The 16269-nt window shown below is 55.0% G+C and carries 14 protein-coding genes; 3 read left to right on the plus strand and 11 right to left on the minus strand.

Going from position 1 to position 16269, the window contains the following annotated elements; translation table 11 throughout:
* Positions 1–32: 32 nt before the first annotated feature.
* Positions 33–1097 (plus strand): AbrB family transcriptional regulator, encoded by a 1065-nt coding sequence (locus GOV85_RS17320; RefSeq protein ID WP_216599091.1) that lies wholly within the window; start codon positions 33–35, stop codon positions 1095–1097.
* Here GOV85_RS17320 and GOV85_RS17325 read toward each other — a convergent pair.
* The 5 genes from GOV85_RS17325 to GOV85_RS17345 all read right to left on the minus strand — a co-directional run bounded on the left by GOV85_RS17325 (position 1066) and on the right by GOV85_RS17345 (position 6706).
* A complete protein-coding gene (locus GOV85_RS17325; RefSeq protein WP_171180452.1) occupies positions 1066–2046 on the minus strand; it encodes a D-2-hydroxyacid dehydrogenase family protein in 981 nt (326 codons plus the stop codon). The two genes, GOV85_RS17320 and GOV85_RS17325, sit on opposite strands and share 32 nt — an antisense overlap.
* A complete protein-coding gene (locus tag GOV85_RS17330) occupies positions 2043–2279 on the minus strand; it encodes a hypothetical protein (protein WP_171180454.1) in 237 nt (78 codons plus the stop codon). Before GOV85_RS17330 ends, GOV85_RS17325 begins: the two co-directional genes overlap by 4 nt.
* Positions 2280–2330: 51 nt before the next feature.
* Positions 2331–3419: a 4-oxalomesaconate tautomerase gene (locus GOV85_RS17335; protein WP_171180456.1), complete on the minus strand. Its 1089-nt coding sequence runs from the start codon at positions 3417–3419 to the stop codon at positions 2331–2333.
* Between the two features lie 88 nt (positions 3420–3507).
* The gene (locus tag GOV85_RS17340; RefSeq protein WP_171180458.1) at positions 3508–5538 is read right to left on the minus strand and encodes a tripartite tricarboxylate transporter permease; all 2031 of its coding nucleotides are present in this window, start codon (positions 5536–5538) and stop codon (positions 3508–3510) included.
* A gap of 79 nt (positions 5539–5617) precedes the next feature.
* Positions 5618–6706 (minus strand): tricarboxylate transporter, encoded by a 1089-nt coding sequence (locus GOV85_RS17345; protein ID WP_171180460.1) that lies wholly within the window; start codon positions 6704–6706, stop codon positions 5618–5620.
* A gap of 139 nt (positions 6707–6845) precedes the next feature.
* Here GOV85_RS17345 and GOV85_RS17350 point away from each other — a divergent pair, with 139 nt between their 5' ends.
* Both GOV85_RS17350 and GOV85_RS17355 read left to right on the plus strand, forming a co-directional pair.
* Positions 6846–7514: a response regulator transcription factor gene (locus GOV85_RS17350; protein ID WP_171180462.1), complete on the plus strand. Its 669-nt coding sequence runs from the start codon at positions 6846–6848 to the stop codon at positions 7512–7514.
* Positions 7511–8878, plus strand: coding sequence for a sensor histidine kinase (locus GOV85_RS17355; protein WP_348540124.1), 1368 nt, complete (start codon positions 7511–7513; stop codon positions 8876–8878). The genes GOV85_RS17350 and GOV85_RS17355 overlap by 4 nt, the downstream gene beginning before the upstream one ends.
* 370 nt (positions 8879–9248) lie before the next feature.
* Here the strand turns inward: GOV85_RS17355 and GOV85_RS17360 are convergent, their stop codons facing one another.
* The 6 genes from GOV85_RS17360 to GOV85_RS17385 are packed head-to-tail and all read right to left on the minus strand — an operon-like array spanning position 9249 to position 16268.
* Positions 9249–10403, minus strand: coding sequence for a Gfo/Idh/MocA family protein (locus tag GOV85_RS17360; RefSeq protein ID WP_171180464.1), 1155 nt, complete (start codon positions 10401–10403; stop codon positions 9249–9251).
* The gene (locus GOV85_RS17365) at positions 10403–11458 is read right to left on the minus strand and encodes a sugar phosphate isomerase/epimerase (protein WP_171180466.1); all 1056 of its coding nucleotides are present in this window, start codon (positions 11456–11458) and stop codon (positions 10403–10405) included. The genes GOV85_RS17360 and GOV85_RS17365 overlap by 1 nt, the downstream gene beginning before the upstream one ends.
* Before the next feature lie 27 nt (positions 11459–11485).
* Positions 11486–12514, minus strand: coding sequence for a LacI family DNA-binding transcriptional regulator (locus tag GOV85_RS17370; RefSeq protein WP_348540123.1), 1029 nt, complete (start codon positions 12512–12514; stop codon positions 11486–11488).
* A 37-nt stretch (positions 12515–12551) separates the two neighbouring features.
* Positions 12552–14174 (minus strand): dihydroxyacetone kinase subunit DhaK, encoded by a 1623-nt coding sequence (locus GOV85_RS17375; protein ID WP_171180470.1) that lies wholly within the window; start codon positions 14172–14174, stop codon positions 12552–12554.
* 11 nt (positions 14175–14185) lie between these two features.
* Positions 14186–15178 (minus strand): ABC transporter ATP-binding protein, encoded by a 993-nt coding sequence (locus tag GOV85_RS17380; RefSeq protein ID WP_171180472.1) that lies wholly within the window; start codon positions 15176–15178, stop codon positions 14186–14188.
* The gene (locus GOV85_RS17385) at positions 15171–16268 is read right to left on the minus strand and encodes an ABC transporter ATP-binding protein (protein ID WP_171180474.1); all 1098 of its coding nucleotides are present in this window, start codon (positions 16266–16268) and stop codon (positions 15171–15173) included. Before GOV85_RS17385 ends, GOV85_RS17380 begins: the two co-directional genes overlap by 8 nt.
* Between the last annotated feature and the right edge of the window lies 1 nt (position 16269).

A 16269-nucleotide genomic window follows, 5' to 3' on the forward strand; every position in this document is an offset into this window, starting at 1 on the left:
CGATATGAGTCAATATTATCGAAAGCCGTGCCTTGTCCACCCAAAACAAAACACCCTCTTTCCTGACAAAGCGGGCCGTAACACTGGTCCTTGCGCTGCTGGGCACCGGAGTATTTTGGGCGTTGAACCTGCCACTGCCCTTTCTATTCGGCCCAATGAGTGCGTGTCTGATCGCCGCCCTAGCGCATGCCCCTATGGAAGGTTTTGGTCAGATATCGGTTGCAGCGCGCACCATACTCGGCGTTGCAGTTGGGGCTTCGATTACCCCTGCACTTTTTGTCGGATTGCCGAAGATGGCCGCGTCTATAGCACTGGTCCCGTTCTTCATCCTGCTGATCGCGCTGGTAGGCGTACCATTCTTTCGTAAGATTTGGGGTTTTGACTCCACGACCGCGTTTTATGCTGCCATGCCAGGCGGATTGCAGGACATGATCATCTTTGGCGCCGAAGCAGGCGCCAACCCGCGTACGCTATCCCTGATCCACGGTACGCGCGTGCTGATCATCGTGGCACTGGCCCCACTGTTTCTGACAGTGTTCTACGATGCCCAGCTCACCAACCCAATCGGAGAGCCTGCGCGCGACCTGCCAATACATGAGTTGGCGCTGATGGTACTGGCCGCCCTTGTAGGCTGGAAAGGCGGTGAGAGGATCGGCCTGTTCGGAGCATCTATCCTCGGTCCAATGATCCTGACAGCGGCTCTGTCACTGGGTGATTTTATTCATACTCGACCGCCTCGCGAGGCCATACTTGCAGCGCAATTCTTTATTGGTTGCGGGATCGGCGTGAAATTCGTGGGCGTCACTTGGGTCGAACTCCGCCGGGTGGTTGCAGCGGGCTTCGCCTATGTCATCGTCCTTGCGATCCTCGCAGCCGCTTTCACCGCCGTTGTCACTACGTTGGGCTTCGGTCAGCCGGTTGAGGCTTTCTTGGCCTTTGCCCCCGGCGGACAGGCAGAGATGACGGTCTTGGCCATCGTTTCTGGCGCGGATCTGGGCTTTGTGATCACGCACCACCTGACAAGGATCGTGCTGGTAATCATCGGCGCGCCCATAGCAGCCAACCTTATTCTGCGCTGGTCCAAACCTCGGAGTTGATCATGTGAATAGGGGCACCTTCAGCAAAGGCATTAACCTGATCGAAAATGTCTGCAAATTGCAGGTCGAATTCGTCCTCAGTCACAAAACCTATATGTGGTGTCGCAATCAGGTTTGGGTGCGATAGCAAGGGGTCATTCGGGTCGGTGAGCGGCTCGGTATCGAAGACATCAATTGCGGCCTTCCCAGGGCGACCAGCGTTCAGCGCGTCCAACAAAGCACCCGGAGCGATCAGCCCGGCCCGGGAGGTGTTCACAAACATCGCGCCCGGTTGCATCTGCGAAAAATCTGACGCTGTGATGATACCGTTCGTGTTGGGCTTCAGGCGAACATGGACCGAGACAACATCACTGTTGGCAAAGAACGCTTCGCGGCTTGTAGCAATCTGCACGCCGTCGGCCTGCGCGCGTGCCCGACCTTCATCCGAAGACCACCAAACCACATTCATCTTGAATGCCTCGGCATAGCCAGCAACAGCGCGGGCGATACGCCCATATCCATACAGTCCCAACTGTCGCCCTCTCAGAGTCTTGCCAACTCCGGCCTGCCAACGCCCCGTTTTGACCGAAGCCATCTGCGCAGGCAAATCGCGCATCCCGACCATGATCAGTGCCCATGTCAGTTCGGCTGCGGCATATGAAGGCGTCCCACCATGCATGTTCGAACACAGCAGCACGCCATTATCCGAGCATGCCTGCAAATCGACATGCGGATACACGCTGCGCTGACTGATCAATTTCAGGTTTGGAAGTTTTTCAATCAAATCCCGGGTGATCTTGGTGCGCTCGCGAAACAAAACCAGCGCCTCAGCCTCCTGCAAGCGTGCGGCCAATTCGCCGGTATCCTCGACATGATCTGTCCAGACCTTCACGTGATGGTCGGACAGTTTTCCGAAGCAGGGAAGGTCCTGCAGTGTATCGAACCAATCATCCAGAATGTGAACTTTCATCGACTTTCTATACCCTGACTTTTGTTCAGTTTTCTTGGCGTCGGCACAAAATCAAGTTTATCGAGTGCTTCAAGCGCATTGCGAACCCGTTCGCGTTGATCCAACAGATGGTTGAATTGCTCATCGCAACCGGCAATCGGTGTTGGGTATTCCGCGATATCCTTCCGCAGAGCCGACTGCGCCAGCCTGAGTTCCTGACGCGCGATATCAAGGCATTCGGAATAGTCGTCCATCGTGGTATCCTCATTAGGTATACCATAGTATACTTAATGAGGATTGCTACTTCAACTGCCGTTCCACTCAGATTCCGGTACATAAACATGTCCATCTGCCAATTTACGCGCAGTCCTCACCAGACCGGCAGAAATAACGTTGAACTCCCCGACGTTCGAGAAGTCCACCAGAACGTCGATCTTGCCTGAAGCGTGCTCCAACACAACTTCAGCCGGGCTTGAATTCGGGCGATCAAGCAAACCGTCGGCGACGGTACCGGGCGTCAAAGCGCAAGACGCCATGCATTGCGCACCTGTAACGGCCAGTGTCGGGTGAGTTTTCCATGGCATGAAATACCGAACCGCAAGAGTTCCACCCTCTCTGGCGGGTGCGATCAACCCGAATTTCGGAGTTACCGATTTCGAGACGTCCCCCATACCCATCAGTTCTCCGGCTTCGATCCGCACGGCCTCCATCCGATCAAAAAAAGCACGGTTGGCATCCAGCTCTTCGACGCTTTCATATCCTGTCAGTCCGAAATCCTCAGCTCGGGCTATCGCCATCGGCACAGCGACATCCATGCAAGTCAGCTCGACCCCCTGCACTGTATCGCGCAAATTTCCAGTGGGTAGAAATGCACCAGTTGCCGAACCCACAACGCCCATGAAACTCAGCTGCACCGGTGCAGAATGGCCGGGGACTCCGGCGATTTCCACATCGCCGTCGTACACCAACTCACCGCCCGGGGTCTGCACTTTGGTAACGACACGGGCGCCTGTATTGACAGCGCGAATACGGATTTCGGTTTCATCGCCGTTGGGCTGGAACAATCCCATTTCGATCGCAGCTGGACCAACTCCTGAGAGGATGTTCCCGCAGGTGGGTTTGAAATCGACCCGCTTTTCATCAACAGAAACCTGCGCGAAGAAATAGTCGATATCGGCCCATTCGTCCTCGCTGACTGAAAGCATCGCCACTTTGGTCGTCACTGCGTTACCACCACCGATCCCGTCGATGTTGAGCGCTTGTCCAGCCCCGATGGCAGCGACCAGAACATCGGCCAAAGTGTCCAAATCTTCGGGCAGATCAGAGCGTCGAAAATAAGGTCCTCGGGAAGTGCCGCCGCGCATGAAAACATATGGGATTGCTGTCTGGGTCATCGCGAACCCTCCTTTACAAACCGTTGATATTTCGAATTTCAGCGCTGCCCAGCCCGCCAGATTGGCCGGCCGGGCAACCGTGGAGCGCTTAATTGAGCGGCCATGGCAGGTTCACCATGTCTTGCAGCAGACCCGGCGGGAAATCCCTGTTCAAAGCGCCGGCCATGAAGCACATGAAACCGATGCCACAAGCCGTCAGGAGCAGCGTCATCTGCCAGCTGGACCCGGCGCGAATGCGGAAAAATGCGATCAGGAACCCGATCAGGGCTAGGATAAAACCCACTACCCAAGTGGCCGCGATCAAACCTGCAAACCAGGCGAGCGTTGACCAAAGTCCATGTGGCGCGCTCGCATCTTCGCCGGCGAGTTCCTTGTCAGCAAAGATCGCATCCCCCTCGGGTCGCCGCATCATCTGGATCAACAGAATGACGCAGCAGAACAGCGACACGCTGCCGATCACAAGCGGGATGATCTTGTCGGTCATGTTGTAGTCAGGGATCATGTTGGCATTGACCAACGCCACGATCAGATAGGCCATGATCACTAGCAAAAAGATCAGCGGCGCGCGCTTGCTTCCGGATTTGACCTCACCTTCGGCCATGATCATCTTGGCCTGCCGAATGCCCAGAATGACCGAAACCACAGTGACCACGATCAGGACGATCACGATCGGGCTAAAGACATATTCCATGCCTTCTGCAAAGCTTTTGCGGAAGCGGAACGAAGCGATCTGGAACGCCTGGTTGGTGAATTTCTCAACCGGGTTCGACAGAACGAAGCCGATCAGAAAGGCCGGGCGCGACCAGTCAAAGCGGCGCAGGAAGATACCGATCAAGCCGATGACAAACAGGGCCAGAAGGTCTTCGAAGTTTTGTCCGGACTGGAACGCTGCGAAGCTGATCAGCATGAATAGGAATGGCGCCAGATAAGTGAAGCGGATCGTCGTGAGCTTGGCGATACCGCCGGAGGCCGCGATGCATAGGATGGTGCCGACCACGTTGGCCAATGCCAGCAGCCAGACGATCGAATACGTAATATCGAGGTTGTCCTTGAGCATGCTTGGGCCGACCTCGATATCGCCGGACCCCAACAGGGCGACCGCACCGATGAAGATTGCCATAGAGCCGGAACCGGGAATGCCGAACAGCAGGGTTGGAACCAGCCCTCCACCTTCTTTGGCGTTGTTCGAACTTTCCGGTCCAATGACACCCCGCACTTCACCCTTGCCGAAGTTGCTTTTATCTTTAGTCGATTGAACCGAATGGCCATAAGCGATCCAGTCAACAACCGAGCCACCAAGGCCGGGAATGACACCGACAACCACGCCAATGATTGAACAGCGGACTGACAACCAGATGTTTGCAGCCCAGTCTTTGACGCCATCAAGCCAGCCCGCGCCCAGTGAGGCACCCTTAGCAATGGATCGGTCTTGACGCAGCAGCGAGACGATTTCCGGCACCGCAAAAATACCCAAGCCAACGATGACCAACTTCAAACCATCGGTCAGGTAGGGAATGTCATAAGTCGCCATACGCAGCGACCCGCCTGCGTCCGCCTCGCCAATCGTACCGACCATCAAACCCAGCCCTGCGGCCGCGACACCCTTCAGTGGGATACGTCCGGCTAAGATAGCGACCATCGACAAGCCAAGAATGGTGATCATCAGCATCTCGGGCAGACCAAATGCCAGAACGATGGGCCGCGCGACCAGGATGAACATGGTCAAAAAAGTTGCACCGACCAAACCGCCGAAAAGCGATGAAGCAAAGGCCGCTGACAATGCCCGCGCGGCTTCGCCTTTCTTCGCCATCGGGAAACCATCCAACACCGTAGCCTGCGAGGCAGAGCTACCTGGGATGCCCATAAGAACTGACGCGAAGGTGTCAGAGGTCGGCACAACGGCGACCATCCCGATCATCAACGCCAATCCAAGGATCGGGTCCATACCGAACATGAAAGGCAGCAATAGGGACAGACCAGCAATACCGCCAAGCCCAGGGAAAACACCTACGGCCAGTCCCATAACGACACCGAGAACAAGATATCCCAGAACGATAGGTTGCAGGATCAGACCCCACGCGTCACTAAGCGCAGGAACAGCTGTGGCGAAAACCTCCATAGCGGCCGCCTTTCATAAATTGTCTTGTGTTTGGAAAAGCGCGCGCCCGACATTGGGGCACGCGCGGTGGTGTTTGGGCTTAGTTCAGCTCGACACCATAGGCTTCTTTGAGCCAGTTCAGAACGTAGGCTTTGGCGTTGTCGTCGACGTTTGTCGCGGTTTGCAATGCCGCTTTAGAGCCGTCACCTACGAACACTGGGTATTTGCCCACGCGCTTTGAGGAGATGTCGGCAAAGTCGCCGCGCTCCGTCACAGCCTGGAACGCTGCTGTGTATGCGTCGACCACTTCCTGAGGTGTATCACCCGGCAGGAACGCCAGCTTCTGAACCGGGAACCCGGCTACAAAGAACGCTTTCCACGCATCCCATGCCTCACCGCTGGTTTCACAACCATCGGTGGCTTCACATACTTCCTTAAATGTCGGGATATCTGGGAAGGTCGGGTCACGGACGATATTACCATCCGCATCCAGCGCCCCCCAGGTCATCATCGGCACGGCCTGACCGGATTCAACCAGCGGGGCCGATCCACCCAGATAGCCGGACGAGGTCTGATAATCGATGTTGGCTTCACCTCGCTCGAACATCAGACGACCATCGCCACGGCCTTTGATGCCAAAAACAGGCTCAACACTCATGCCCAGCATTTGCCATGCCAGCAGCGGCACAAGGTCAAGGCGTGTCGCGCCCTGCGATCCGTAAATGAAGTTTGTGTCTTTCAGTGCGTTCGCGGAACCATCAAACTTTGCTCCGTCTTCGGCATTCAGATAGGCAACACCACCGGTTCCCGACGCCATAACCGGGATCCAGTCGTTGTATTCATAGCGCACGCGAGGATCGCTCAGCAGATATGGGAATTGAGTTGAACCGGAGGTGCCAAACAGCAGCGTGCCGTCATTATGGCTCTGCTCCTGGAACCAGTTTGCGCCTTTGGTTGAACCAGCGCCCGGCATAAATTTCACAACAACAGTGGGTTGGCCCGGCAGGGCTTCGGACAGAAGTGGCGCAAAGAAGTTGGCCCATTTGGCGGAGCCACCCGTTTCCGAGAACGGGATGACCCATTCAATGGTCTTGCCCGAGAAATCGACCTCGGCAGCGGCAGGTGCGGCGATACCGGCCGCGGCGATCAGCCCCACGACGGCGCGACGGGTGAAGTTGGAAATGGTCATTGGTTCCTCCCTGTTGACCAGACAACCACGCTAGCGCCCTCTGCGCCACCGTGATCGCAAATAGAACTGTGGGGTTGATTCCCCCTCCCATCTGGCAATCATGGAGCGCCAACCTTGCGCGAAACTTGCAGGAGCCCGAATGCGGATCGTCATAATCGAGGATAACGAGACCCTCGCCAACGCTATTGCGTATCGTCTGCGTGACCGCGGTCATGCGGCAGAAGTGCTTGCGGACGGCGACGAGGCTGACTTGTATCTTGCGCAAGAAGGCGCAGACTTGGTTGTTCTGGATATAAATTTGCCCGGACAATCTGGGCTGGAGATCCTGAAATCTCTTCGCAATCGTGGCGATGGCGTACCGGTGATCTTGCTTACAGCACGTGCCGAAACAAGCGACCGGGTTTCAGGTTTGGATATGGGTGCAGATGATTATCTGGTTAAGCCGTTCGAAATGGACGAGCTGGAAGCACGCATCCGGGCGCTTTCTCGACGCAAAGATCTCGACTACGGAGCTAAGGAGAGCATCGGAGGCCTAGAGTTCGACCGCGCCGCACGTCAGGTCAGTGTCCGAGGCGAAGTTATGGATATACCGCGGCGGGAAATCGCGGTGCTTGAATGCCTGTTGGAGCGCAGGGGCAGAATTGTTCCCAAAAGCCAGCTTACAGATTACGTCTATGGCGTGGGTGCCGATGTCGAGGCCTCGGCAGTTGAGCCTCATGTATCTCGGCTGAGAAAACGTCTTCAAGATCTCGGTATTGGAATTAAAACAGCCCGTGGTCTCGGGTATCTGCTTGAGGTGCAGAAGTGATCAATCACGGCTCGCTCAGGTTAAGACTGTTCATTCTTATCCTAACCCCCTTGATACTAATTGCCGCTCTGCTTGGTCTTTGGCGCTTTATGATTGCGCAGAAAACGGCTCAGGAATTGTTCGACGACAGCCTGTTATCTGCTGGTCTCGCAATATCGCGAGATGTTGCGATTTCAGGCGGTGACGCACTGTCACCAACGACACGCAGCATGATCCGTGACGCGTCAGGCGGAGAGATTTTTTACCACGTGACGGGACCCGGCGGCATCTATGTGACAGGCTATGCCTACCCTCCGGCAGCCACCAACCCGACTGCTGAAGAGGTGTACAAGCCGCAGTTTTTCGAAGCACTTTACCGCCAAGAACCGGTCCGCGTTCTTAAGATGACGGAACGAGTGACCATAGAAAATCTAATCGGAGATGCGACAGTTACAGTCTGGCATCGTATGGCGGATCGCAATGCGTTTGCGAATGAACTGTCAATCCGCGCTGGAATTCTCATGGGAATTCTGCTGGCCACGCTCGCCATTGTAGTTTGGTTCGGCGTCGCTCGTGGCCTGAGGCCTTTGCTGGATTTGCAGGACGCAATTGACCTGCGTTCACCAGATGACCTCAGTGAGATTAAGCGCCCTGTCCCGATCGAAGTTCAGGGTGTTGTTAGAACCCTGAACCGGCTTTTTGGTCAGGTGGAAAAAAGTATCAACGCCCATCAAGTGTTTATATCCGAAGCTGCACATCAGCTGCGGAACCCAGCGGCCGCGGTGCAATCGATGGCCGAAGCGCTGCAGGACGCGAAAACGGATGGCGACCGAGAAAAACGCATCTCCGAGCTTGTTGCGGCTGCAAAAAACTCAGCGACAGTGGCGGAACAGCTGTTATCACTTGAAAGGCTCAGGCAGCCGACGCACCAAGACCAAATGGATAAAATTGACTTCCGCTCGGTCGTTGAGGAGGCCTGCGCGGAGATGGGAGTTCACATCCTAGCAAAGGGTATCGAGTTCGACGTCACGATACCTGAGACGGCGGTCCCGGTAACCGGTGACCGGGTCTTTCTGATTGAGGCTCTAAAGAACCTGTTGGACAACGCAATCAAACACGGTGGCACAATGTTGAGCCAAATTTCAGTGGTGCTGCGGTGTGACGGCAAATACGTCAATCTAACCGTGGCCGATGACGGTGCTGGCCTGTCGCCAGACCAAAGCGAAGCGGCATTTAATCGGTTTTCTCAGTTGGAATATTCGGAGGGCAGCGGATTGGGGTTGTCAATCGTATCCGCAGTGGCGGAGCGCCACGGAGGAATGATCGAAATCAACCAAGTCGAAAGAGGAGCGAGCATTACGCTTGAGATTCCCATGGTCCTGTAAGCTGTTTCTAATTTCACTCGGAACCCAAAACCAGTCAAAGTCAACGCGAGTTTCTTCGATTGCTGCTAAATTCAGGTATTCGCCCTGAGCGAAGAACGCAGCTCTCAAAATCTATATCTATGTCGTCTTTGGGCTCGCTGCAGACGTTCGGCAGAATTCATTCAACCTTTGCTGCGCGCACAAAGCGGACATTCCCATCTAGTAGACTCGGATGGAAGTCGATTGGTTCTTCGGGTCACAAAAAACCTCTTCAAAGACGTTCGCGGTTCGTTGTACCGGAGCGTGCACCTATAGGTTGCGCGCGCTTCGGTTTTTTTGCAGATACGCTCGATGCCTCCCAAGATTTCTGCCTTATGCCAACAACCAGATTTTACGTTAAGCTGACCCAAGCTGCATTCCTTGAAGAGCTTTGCACGCACGCGGCAACAAATTTTACGCCATTAAGCCCGTCATGAACCGTTGGATAAACAACGGACGCGTCGGTTGAAATCCCATTTCGGAAAGCTTGGATCGCCTCAGCAGCCTCTCCATAGATATTGGCGAAACCTTCAAGATACCCCTCGGGATGGCCCGGAGGGACCCTGCTCAACCGATTTGCAGCGTCACCAGCTCCAGCTCCATTTCGTGTGATCAGACGCTTGGGTTCGTTGTAGGGCGTGAACCACAGGTAATTGGGATCTTCCTGAGACCACTCCAACCCACCTTTTTCGCCATAGACGCGCAAACGAAGTGCGTTTTCATTGCCGGGGGCCACCTGAGAAGACCACAGCATACCACGCGCTCCGCCTTCGAAGCGAAGCAAGACGTGCGCATTGTCATCGACTTTGCGCCCCGGCACAAAGGCCTGCAAGTCTGCCGCCAGGCTTTCCGCATTAAGCCCGGTTACAAAGCATGCGAGGTTGTAAGCATGGGTTCCGATGTCACCGGTTGATCCACCCGCGCCCGAGCGTTCTGGATCGGTTCGCCACTCCGCCTGTTTGAAATCCTGCTGCTCGGTCAGCCAATCCTGCGGGTACTCAACCTGAACTACGCGGATCTTGCCAATATCGCCGTTGGCAACCATTTCACGCGCCTGCCGAACCATTGAATAACCTGTGTAATTGTGGGTCAAAATGAATAGAGCATTCGCGCTTTCTGCTGCTTTGACCAGCTTTTTTGCATCGGCAAGTGTCGAGGTGAGTGGCTTGTCACAAATGACGTGAATACCGCGTTTCAGGAACTCACGCGCAGCTGCATAGTGAACGTTATTTGGCGTGACAATTGAGACGGCCTCGATCCCAGATTTCAGCCGAGCTTCCCTGATTGCCATTTGTTTGAAGTCTTCATAGACCCGTTCAAGCCCCAATGCTTGCCCACTTTCAAGAGATTTCTCTGGCGTTGAAGACAAAGCACCGGCTACCAGCTCGAACTTGTCGTCCAGTCGCGCGGCTATGCGATGAACGCCGCCTATGAAGGCGTCGTTTCCGCCACCAACCATGCCAAGGCGAATACGACCCGAGGTTTCTTCACTGCGTCCTGTGACCATCACTCAATCCCCAGCATTTTACGATTGGCGGCTTCGTCTGCGCCACCATCAGCGAAATCATCAAAGGCTTTCTCGGTCACACGGATGATGTGATCTGACACAAACTGAGCGCCCTCGCGCGCTCCATCTTCGGGGTGCTTGAGACAGCACTCCCATTCGACCACAGCCCAGCCATCAAAGTCATTCGCGGCCATTTTTGAGAACACAGCCCCGAAATCCACCTGACCATCGCCCAGTGAGCGGAACCGCCCGGCCCGATCTACCCAGCTTTGATACCCGGAATAAACACCCTGCCGGCCGGTTGGATTGAACTCGGCATCTTTGACATGGAACATCCGGATCCGATCTTTGTAGATGTCGATATTGTCCAGATAGTCGAGGCATTGCAGCACGTAATGCGACGGGTCGTATAGCATGCAGGCCCGTGGGTGATTGCCTGTCCGCTCGAGAAACATCTCGTACGTAACACCATCGTGGAGGTCCTCTCCGGGGTGGATTTCATAGCAGACATCGACACCGCATTCATCAGCGTGATTCAGGATGGGCACCCAGCGACGCGCAAGCTCATCAAATGCCGTTTCAATCAAGCCGGCAGGGCGCTGCGGCCAAGGATAGACATATGGCCATGCCAGCGCGCCTGAGAATGTCGCATGTGCCGAAATGCCCAAATTTTTCGAAGCGGACAGCGCTTTTTTGACCTGGTCCACGGCCCATTCTTGTCGGGCTTTCGGGTTCCCCCGGACGCTTTCGGCCGCAAAGCCATCAAACGCACTGTCATAGGCTGGGTGAACAGCCACAAGCTGGCCCTGAAGGTGTGTTGAAAGTTCCGTGACTTCGACACCATTTTCCCTGGCTTTGCCTTTGAAGTCATCGCAATAACCTCTGCTAGAAGCGGCCTGTTCTAAGTCGAACAACCGTCCATCCCAACTGGGAACCTGAACGCCTTTGTATCCACAATCAGCCGCCCATTTTGTGATCGCGTCCCACGAATTGAACGGCGCTTCGTCCCCCGCAAACTGTGCAAGAAACAAAGCTGGACCTTTGATCGTTTTCATAAAATTTCCTCCCCAAAACCTAAGCCTCTATGGCGGTAAATTTTCCTTTAGATAGATATCGATACGGATACGTTCCTGAGCTTTGTTGAACGGGACTTTGTCCGAAGTCGCACGCAACAGGCGAACGGCCGAACGAACAATGTGCCCAGTGTCTTGCGAGATTAAGGCGTCAAATGTGCCAAGCCTAAGCGCCTCACGACTGAGTGGAGTAAGCTCATGAGCTATAATCACCAGATCTTTGCTGAGCTTGTTCTCTGAAAGAAATTGAATCAGGCCTGCGTTGCCCGCTGCTGACGAGTATATTCCGACCAGATCCGGATAGGTTTCAAAGATTTCGGGCATCATCTTGTAAATCAGATCCGGGTCATCCCGGCCCTCGACAGACGCTACGACTTGGAGGTGCGGAAATTCCTCAGCCACAACAAGGTCAAAGCCTTGGCGACGCTCGAGATGGTCACGCGCCAATCGGGATCCTGTGAGAACCAAGACCTTGCCTTCGCGATGGACAAATCTACCCATCAGCTGAGCGGCGGTTCGTCCTGCCGAAACGTTATCAATTCCCACAAAGTGGTCTCGCTCAGAACTGGGCAAGTCAGACACCAAGGCGACCACCGGAACGCCTTTGTCCCTGAGCCTTTTTACGGCATCCCGGACAGAAGGCGTTTCGGGTCCGAAAACTGCGACTCCGTCTACATCCAAACTGTCGACAGCATCCAGAATGTTGACGATATCTTGCGGCTCGAACGGCGCGACCTTCTTTATCGCAATGCGGGTCCGCTCGATAAATTGGTCAGGGGATTGATCTGCGATCTGGCTGCTGATTGCCTCTACAAACTCGTTGTCCGTGTCCGGCAGAACAAAGAGGAAGTTGTAAACTCGGTTTCGTGCAAGGTTGGCCGCAGCGGTATCGCGAACATATCCCAGCTCATCAATTGCCTTTTGCACTTTCTGTACGGTTACGGCCCGAACGCCGGGACGTCTGTTCAAGACCCGGTCAACAGTCGCTAGGCTAACACCCGCAACGCGCGCGATGTCATTAACGGTTGGCTTTTTCACCAATTCTAATCTTTGTTTTTGGTCTTCCACGTGTTCTTCAGCCCTCAATCTCCCGCGCTAAGCCTTCAAACAACAAAGCAACAGCCTCAGCGCCGGGATCGTTATGTCCAACAAGGTTTTCTTCGGGAACATAGGCCGCGCGGCCTGCCTTCGCACGACGAATATTCGCGGTGTTGTTCGCGCCTTCGCGGGCAGCCTCGGCCGCATGCGTCAGACCAGATGGCAGTGCCGCAAGCGCCGGTGCCAGAGCGTCAATCATTGTCCTGTCACCGACCTTGGCGCCCCCAACCTGGCTGACGCGATTCAGACCTTCAACCAGAGACTTCGATACCGAAGCCCCGCTCGCACAGGCATCTCCAGCTGCGTTGAAGAAAATTGCAAGTATCACGCCGGAAGAACCACCCATTGTCTGGCTTAACTCATTGCCCAACGCCGGAAACAGTTGTGTCAAATCGGCAAGCGGCATGCGGTCAAGACTTCCTTGCAATGCTCTTGCGGCAGTCGCCAATGTGCTTCCTGTATCGCCATCCCCAGATTTCGCGTCTAGCTCGTTTAGATTCTTCTCTGCGTTGATGAGCAATTCAGACAGCCGGGTGATCGTTTCCCTTGTGGTGGGATTGTGCGAGGGGATTGGATCGATCGGAGTCAGGCCATCAGGCAATGGTGCAACTTTGATCGGGTCGATGGAATTCACCCCGGGCCACGCGGCCAGATCAACGGGTGCTTCAAGGGCTGACAAATCGTCCTGATCTACAGGCAGAATGGAAACCGAAAACCCGTGCATATCCAGCGATGTCATCATTGGTGCCGGGCCAATTATATGATGGGCAATACCAGTCTCGAACAAGGCATGTGTGAGGACAGCCATTTCCAGCGGAGTTGTAGAGCCTAGGTTGTTGACCAACGCCACACAGTCCCCGGTGCCCACCCTTTGCTTCAGCTTCTCCACTACTGTGGACATAGCCGATACGGCATTTGAGAACTCGACTTGCTGTACACCAGGTTCGCCATGGATGCCCAATCCAAGCTCTGCTTTGCCAGGGGCAATCCGGTCTTCTTTTGGAGAACCCGGAACGGTACAGGTGTCCAAGCTCATTCCGATGCTGACAACCTTTGCTATGGTGTTTCTTGCTGCGGTGGTAACGGTATCTAGGTCAGCACCGCTTTCAGCAAGCGCTCCGGCTATTTTGTGAACGAACAACGTACCCGCCACGCCACGTGGTTGCGGAAGGTCGGGTAGGGCGATGTCATCATCGACAACGACCATTTCAACCTTGCGGCCCAATGCGCGGGCGCGTTCCGCTGCCAGTCCAAAATTCAATCGATCTCCAGTGTAATTCTTGACAATAAGCAGGCACCCTGCCTCACCTGTGACCGCAAGAATACCTGCCAGAACCGCTTCGACTGACGGGGACGCAAACACTTCCCCACATACTGCAGCTGTCAGCATACCGGCGCCAACAAAGCCCGCATGGGCGGGTTCGTGACCAGACCCTCCGCCGGACACCAAAGCGACTTTCGACTTGTCCCAATCTGACCTCAAGACAACCTTGATGTGCGGGTAGCCGTCCAACCGGATAAGTTGTCCTCCGGAGGAGGTCAGAAGGCCGTCTATCGCCTCGGTTACCAGGGTTTCTTTTGTGTTGAGGAACTGGGCCATGCTTTTGCTCCTTAATTCACACGCGCGCCGGACGCGTCAAAATACAACGGGTTGTGGGGGCGGATTTTTATAATCTTTCCAGATGGGTAGTCCTGATGGACATCGATCAGGGTCACCACCGGGTGACCATTCAGATCCAAATGCAGCCGTGTTTGGTCTCCCAGATGCTCGGCGCGTATCACGCGCGCCTCGCTGCCTTCGCCTTCGATGATGTTTTCCGGGCGCAGGCCGATCTGCGGGCCTTTGTGATCGCCTCCGAACAACTCGGACGGCAGGATGTTGATCCGTGGCAGTCCCAACCGGCTGGCGACGTAAACACTGCCCGGGTTTTCATAGATGTCCCGGGGTGTTCCGTATTGAACCAGCCTGCCGTTTTCCAAAACGCCGATATGTGTCGCCATTGTCATGGCTTCGACCTGATCATGCGTCACGTACAGTAAGGTCGACCCCAGATCGGCCTGAATCCTTTTAAGCTCGACCCGCAAATCCGCCCGAAGCTTGGCGTCCAAAGAGCTGAGCGGTTCATCCATCAGGAAAATCTGTGGGTCACGCACAAGCGCACGTCCGATTGAAACGCGCTGCATTTCACCGCCGGACAGTTCAGTGGCTTTGTTGTCCAGCTTGTGCGGAATTTGCAGGATCTCAGCGACTTCGTTAACCTTCCTCGTGATCTCATCCTCTGGTGTCTTCAGGATCGGCGACCGCAAAGGGAAAGACAGGTTCTCGCGCACCGTCATATGCGGGTACAGCGAGTATTGCTGGAAGACCATCGCCACATCGCGCTGGGCAGGTGTATCTATACCGACGTCACGCCCGGCAATGCGTACTGATCCAGAGTCCAGTTTCTCAAGCCCGGATATCAATCTCAGCGTCGTTGTTTTTCCAGCGCCAGTCGGACCCAACAACACCACAAAGGCACCGTTGGGGATCGTCATCGAAATACCGTCCACCGCTTTGACGTTGCCAAATGACTTCGAGATATTCTCCAAAACGACTTCAGCCATTGCTCAGTACCTCGTCGTTCAGAGCGGACCTCAACGCGCGTCCGGTGGATCTTTCAAAAAGGGTTACAGCAGGTGAGCGGAACTCCAATCCAACGGTCTCACCGGGACTGACGACCTCGCGTGCATCAATTCGCGCTTTCAGTTCACCGTTCGGGCTTTGCAGTGTAACGATTTGGGTGGTCCCCAGGTATTCTGCTGCCAGGACTCTGGCCCGGTATTCGCTCCCATCCGACAGAAAAACATGCTCGGGGCGAACGCCAAAAACCAAGTCACCTTCCGCCCCTTCCATCAACCTCGGCACGGCTTCGTCATGGCCATTCAGCCGAACCATTTCCGAACCAGGCTCGACCTTTCCCTCAAACGGCAGGAAATTCATCGAAGGAGACCCGATAAAATCCGCAACGAACATCGTCGCTGGTTTGTCGTAGATTTCCTGGGGTGTACCGAATTGCTCGATCACAGCGTTGTTCATCACAACGATCTTGTCGCCCATTTGCATGGCTTCTAACTGATCGTGTGTGACGTAAACAGTGGTTGCGCCCATGCGATCATGAAGCGCGCGCAATTCTTCGGCCATATGCTCCCGAAACTCGGCATCCAAGGCGCCCAGCGGTTCGTCCATCATGAACGCTTTGGGTTCGCGAACGATCGCGCGGCCCAGCGCCACGCGCTGCCTGTCGCCACCTGACAGTCCACCTACGGGGCTATCGAGAATGTCGTTGATCCCCAGAATTCCCGCGACTTCCTCTACTTTGGCTTTGACCGCAGCACGCGGCATGCCCTGCGATATCAGGGGGTAGCTGATATTTTTGCGCACGTTCATGTGAGGATACAGCGCAAACATCTGGAACACGAATGCAATGTCTCGCTCTGATGGGGGCCGCTGGCTGATCTCCTCACCGTCCAGGTAGATTTCACCTGACGTTGGAAGTTCCAAGCCTGCGATCATCCGCAGTGTCGTCGTTTTTCCGCAGCCAGAGGGCCCTAGCAACATGAAAAACTCACCGTCCTCAATCGTGAACGAGCTTTCGCGAACAGCCGTGAAATCGCCGAACATCTTCTTTACGTTTTTGACTACGATCTGGGCCATT

It is taken from the genome of Ruegeria sp. HKCCA4633 (genome assembly GCF_013034605.1).
Classification (GTDB): domain Bacteria; phylum Pseudomonadota; class Alphaproteobacteria; order Rhodobacterales; family Rhodobacteraceae; genus Ruegeria.

Excerpts from the sequence above, each read along its gene's own strand:
- GOV85_RS17340 (WP_171180458.1), bottom strand. The coding sequence starts at position 5,538 with ATGGAGGTTTTCGCCACAGCTGTTCCTGCGCTTAGTGACGCGTGGGGT.
- GOV85_RS17365 (WP_171180466.1), bottom strand. The coding sequence starts at position 11,458 with ATGAAAACGATCAAAGGTCCAGCTTTGTTTCTTGCACAGTTTGCGGGG.
- GOV85_RS17385 (WP_171180474.1), bottom strand. The coding sequence starts at position 16,268 with ATGGCCCAGATCGTAGTCAAAAACGTAAAGAAGATGTTCGGCGATTTC.
- GOV85_RS17350 (WP_171180462.1), top strand. The coding sequence starts at position 6,846 with ATGCGGATCGTCATAATCGAGGATAACGAGACCCTCGCCAACGCTATT.
- GOV85_RS17375 (WP_171180470.1), bottom strand. The coding sequence starts at position 14,174 with ATGGCCCAGTTCCTCAACACAAAAGAAACCCTGGTAACCGAGGCGATA.
- GOV85_RS17360 (WP_171180464.1), bottom strand. The coding sequence starts at position 10,403 with ATGGTCACAGGACGCAGTGAAGAAACCTCGGGTCGTATTCGCCTTGGC.
- GOV85_RS17345 (WP_171180460.1), bottom strand. The coding sequence starts at position 6,706 with ATGACCATTTCCAACTTCACCCGTCGCGCCGTCGTGGGGCTGATCGCC.
- GOV85_RS17380 (WP_171180472.1), bottom strand. The coding sequence starts at position 15,178 with ATGGCTGAAGTCGTTTTGGAGAATATCTCGAAGTCATTTGGCAACGTC.
- GOV85_RS17330 (WP_171180454.1), bottom strand. The coding sequence starts at position 2,279 with ATGGACGACTATTCCGAATGCCTTGATATCGCGCGTCAGGAACTCAGG.
- GOV85_RS17325 (WP_171180452.1), bottom strand. The coding sequence starts at position 2,046 with ATGAAAGTTCACATTCTGGATGATTGGTTCGATACACTGCAGGACCTT.
- GOV85_RS17335 (WP_171180456.1), bottom strand. The coding sequence starts at position 3,419 with ATGACCCAGACAGCAATCCCATATGTTTTCATGCGCGGCGGCACTTCC.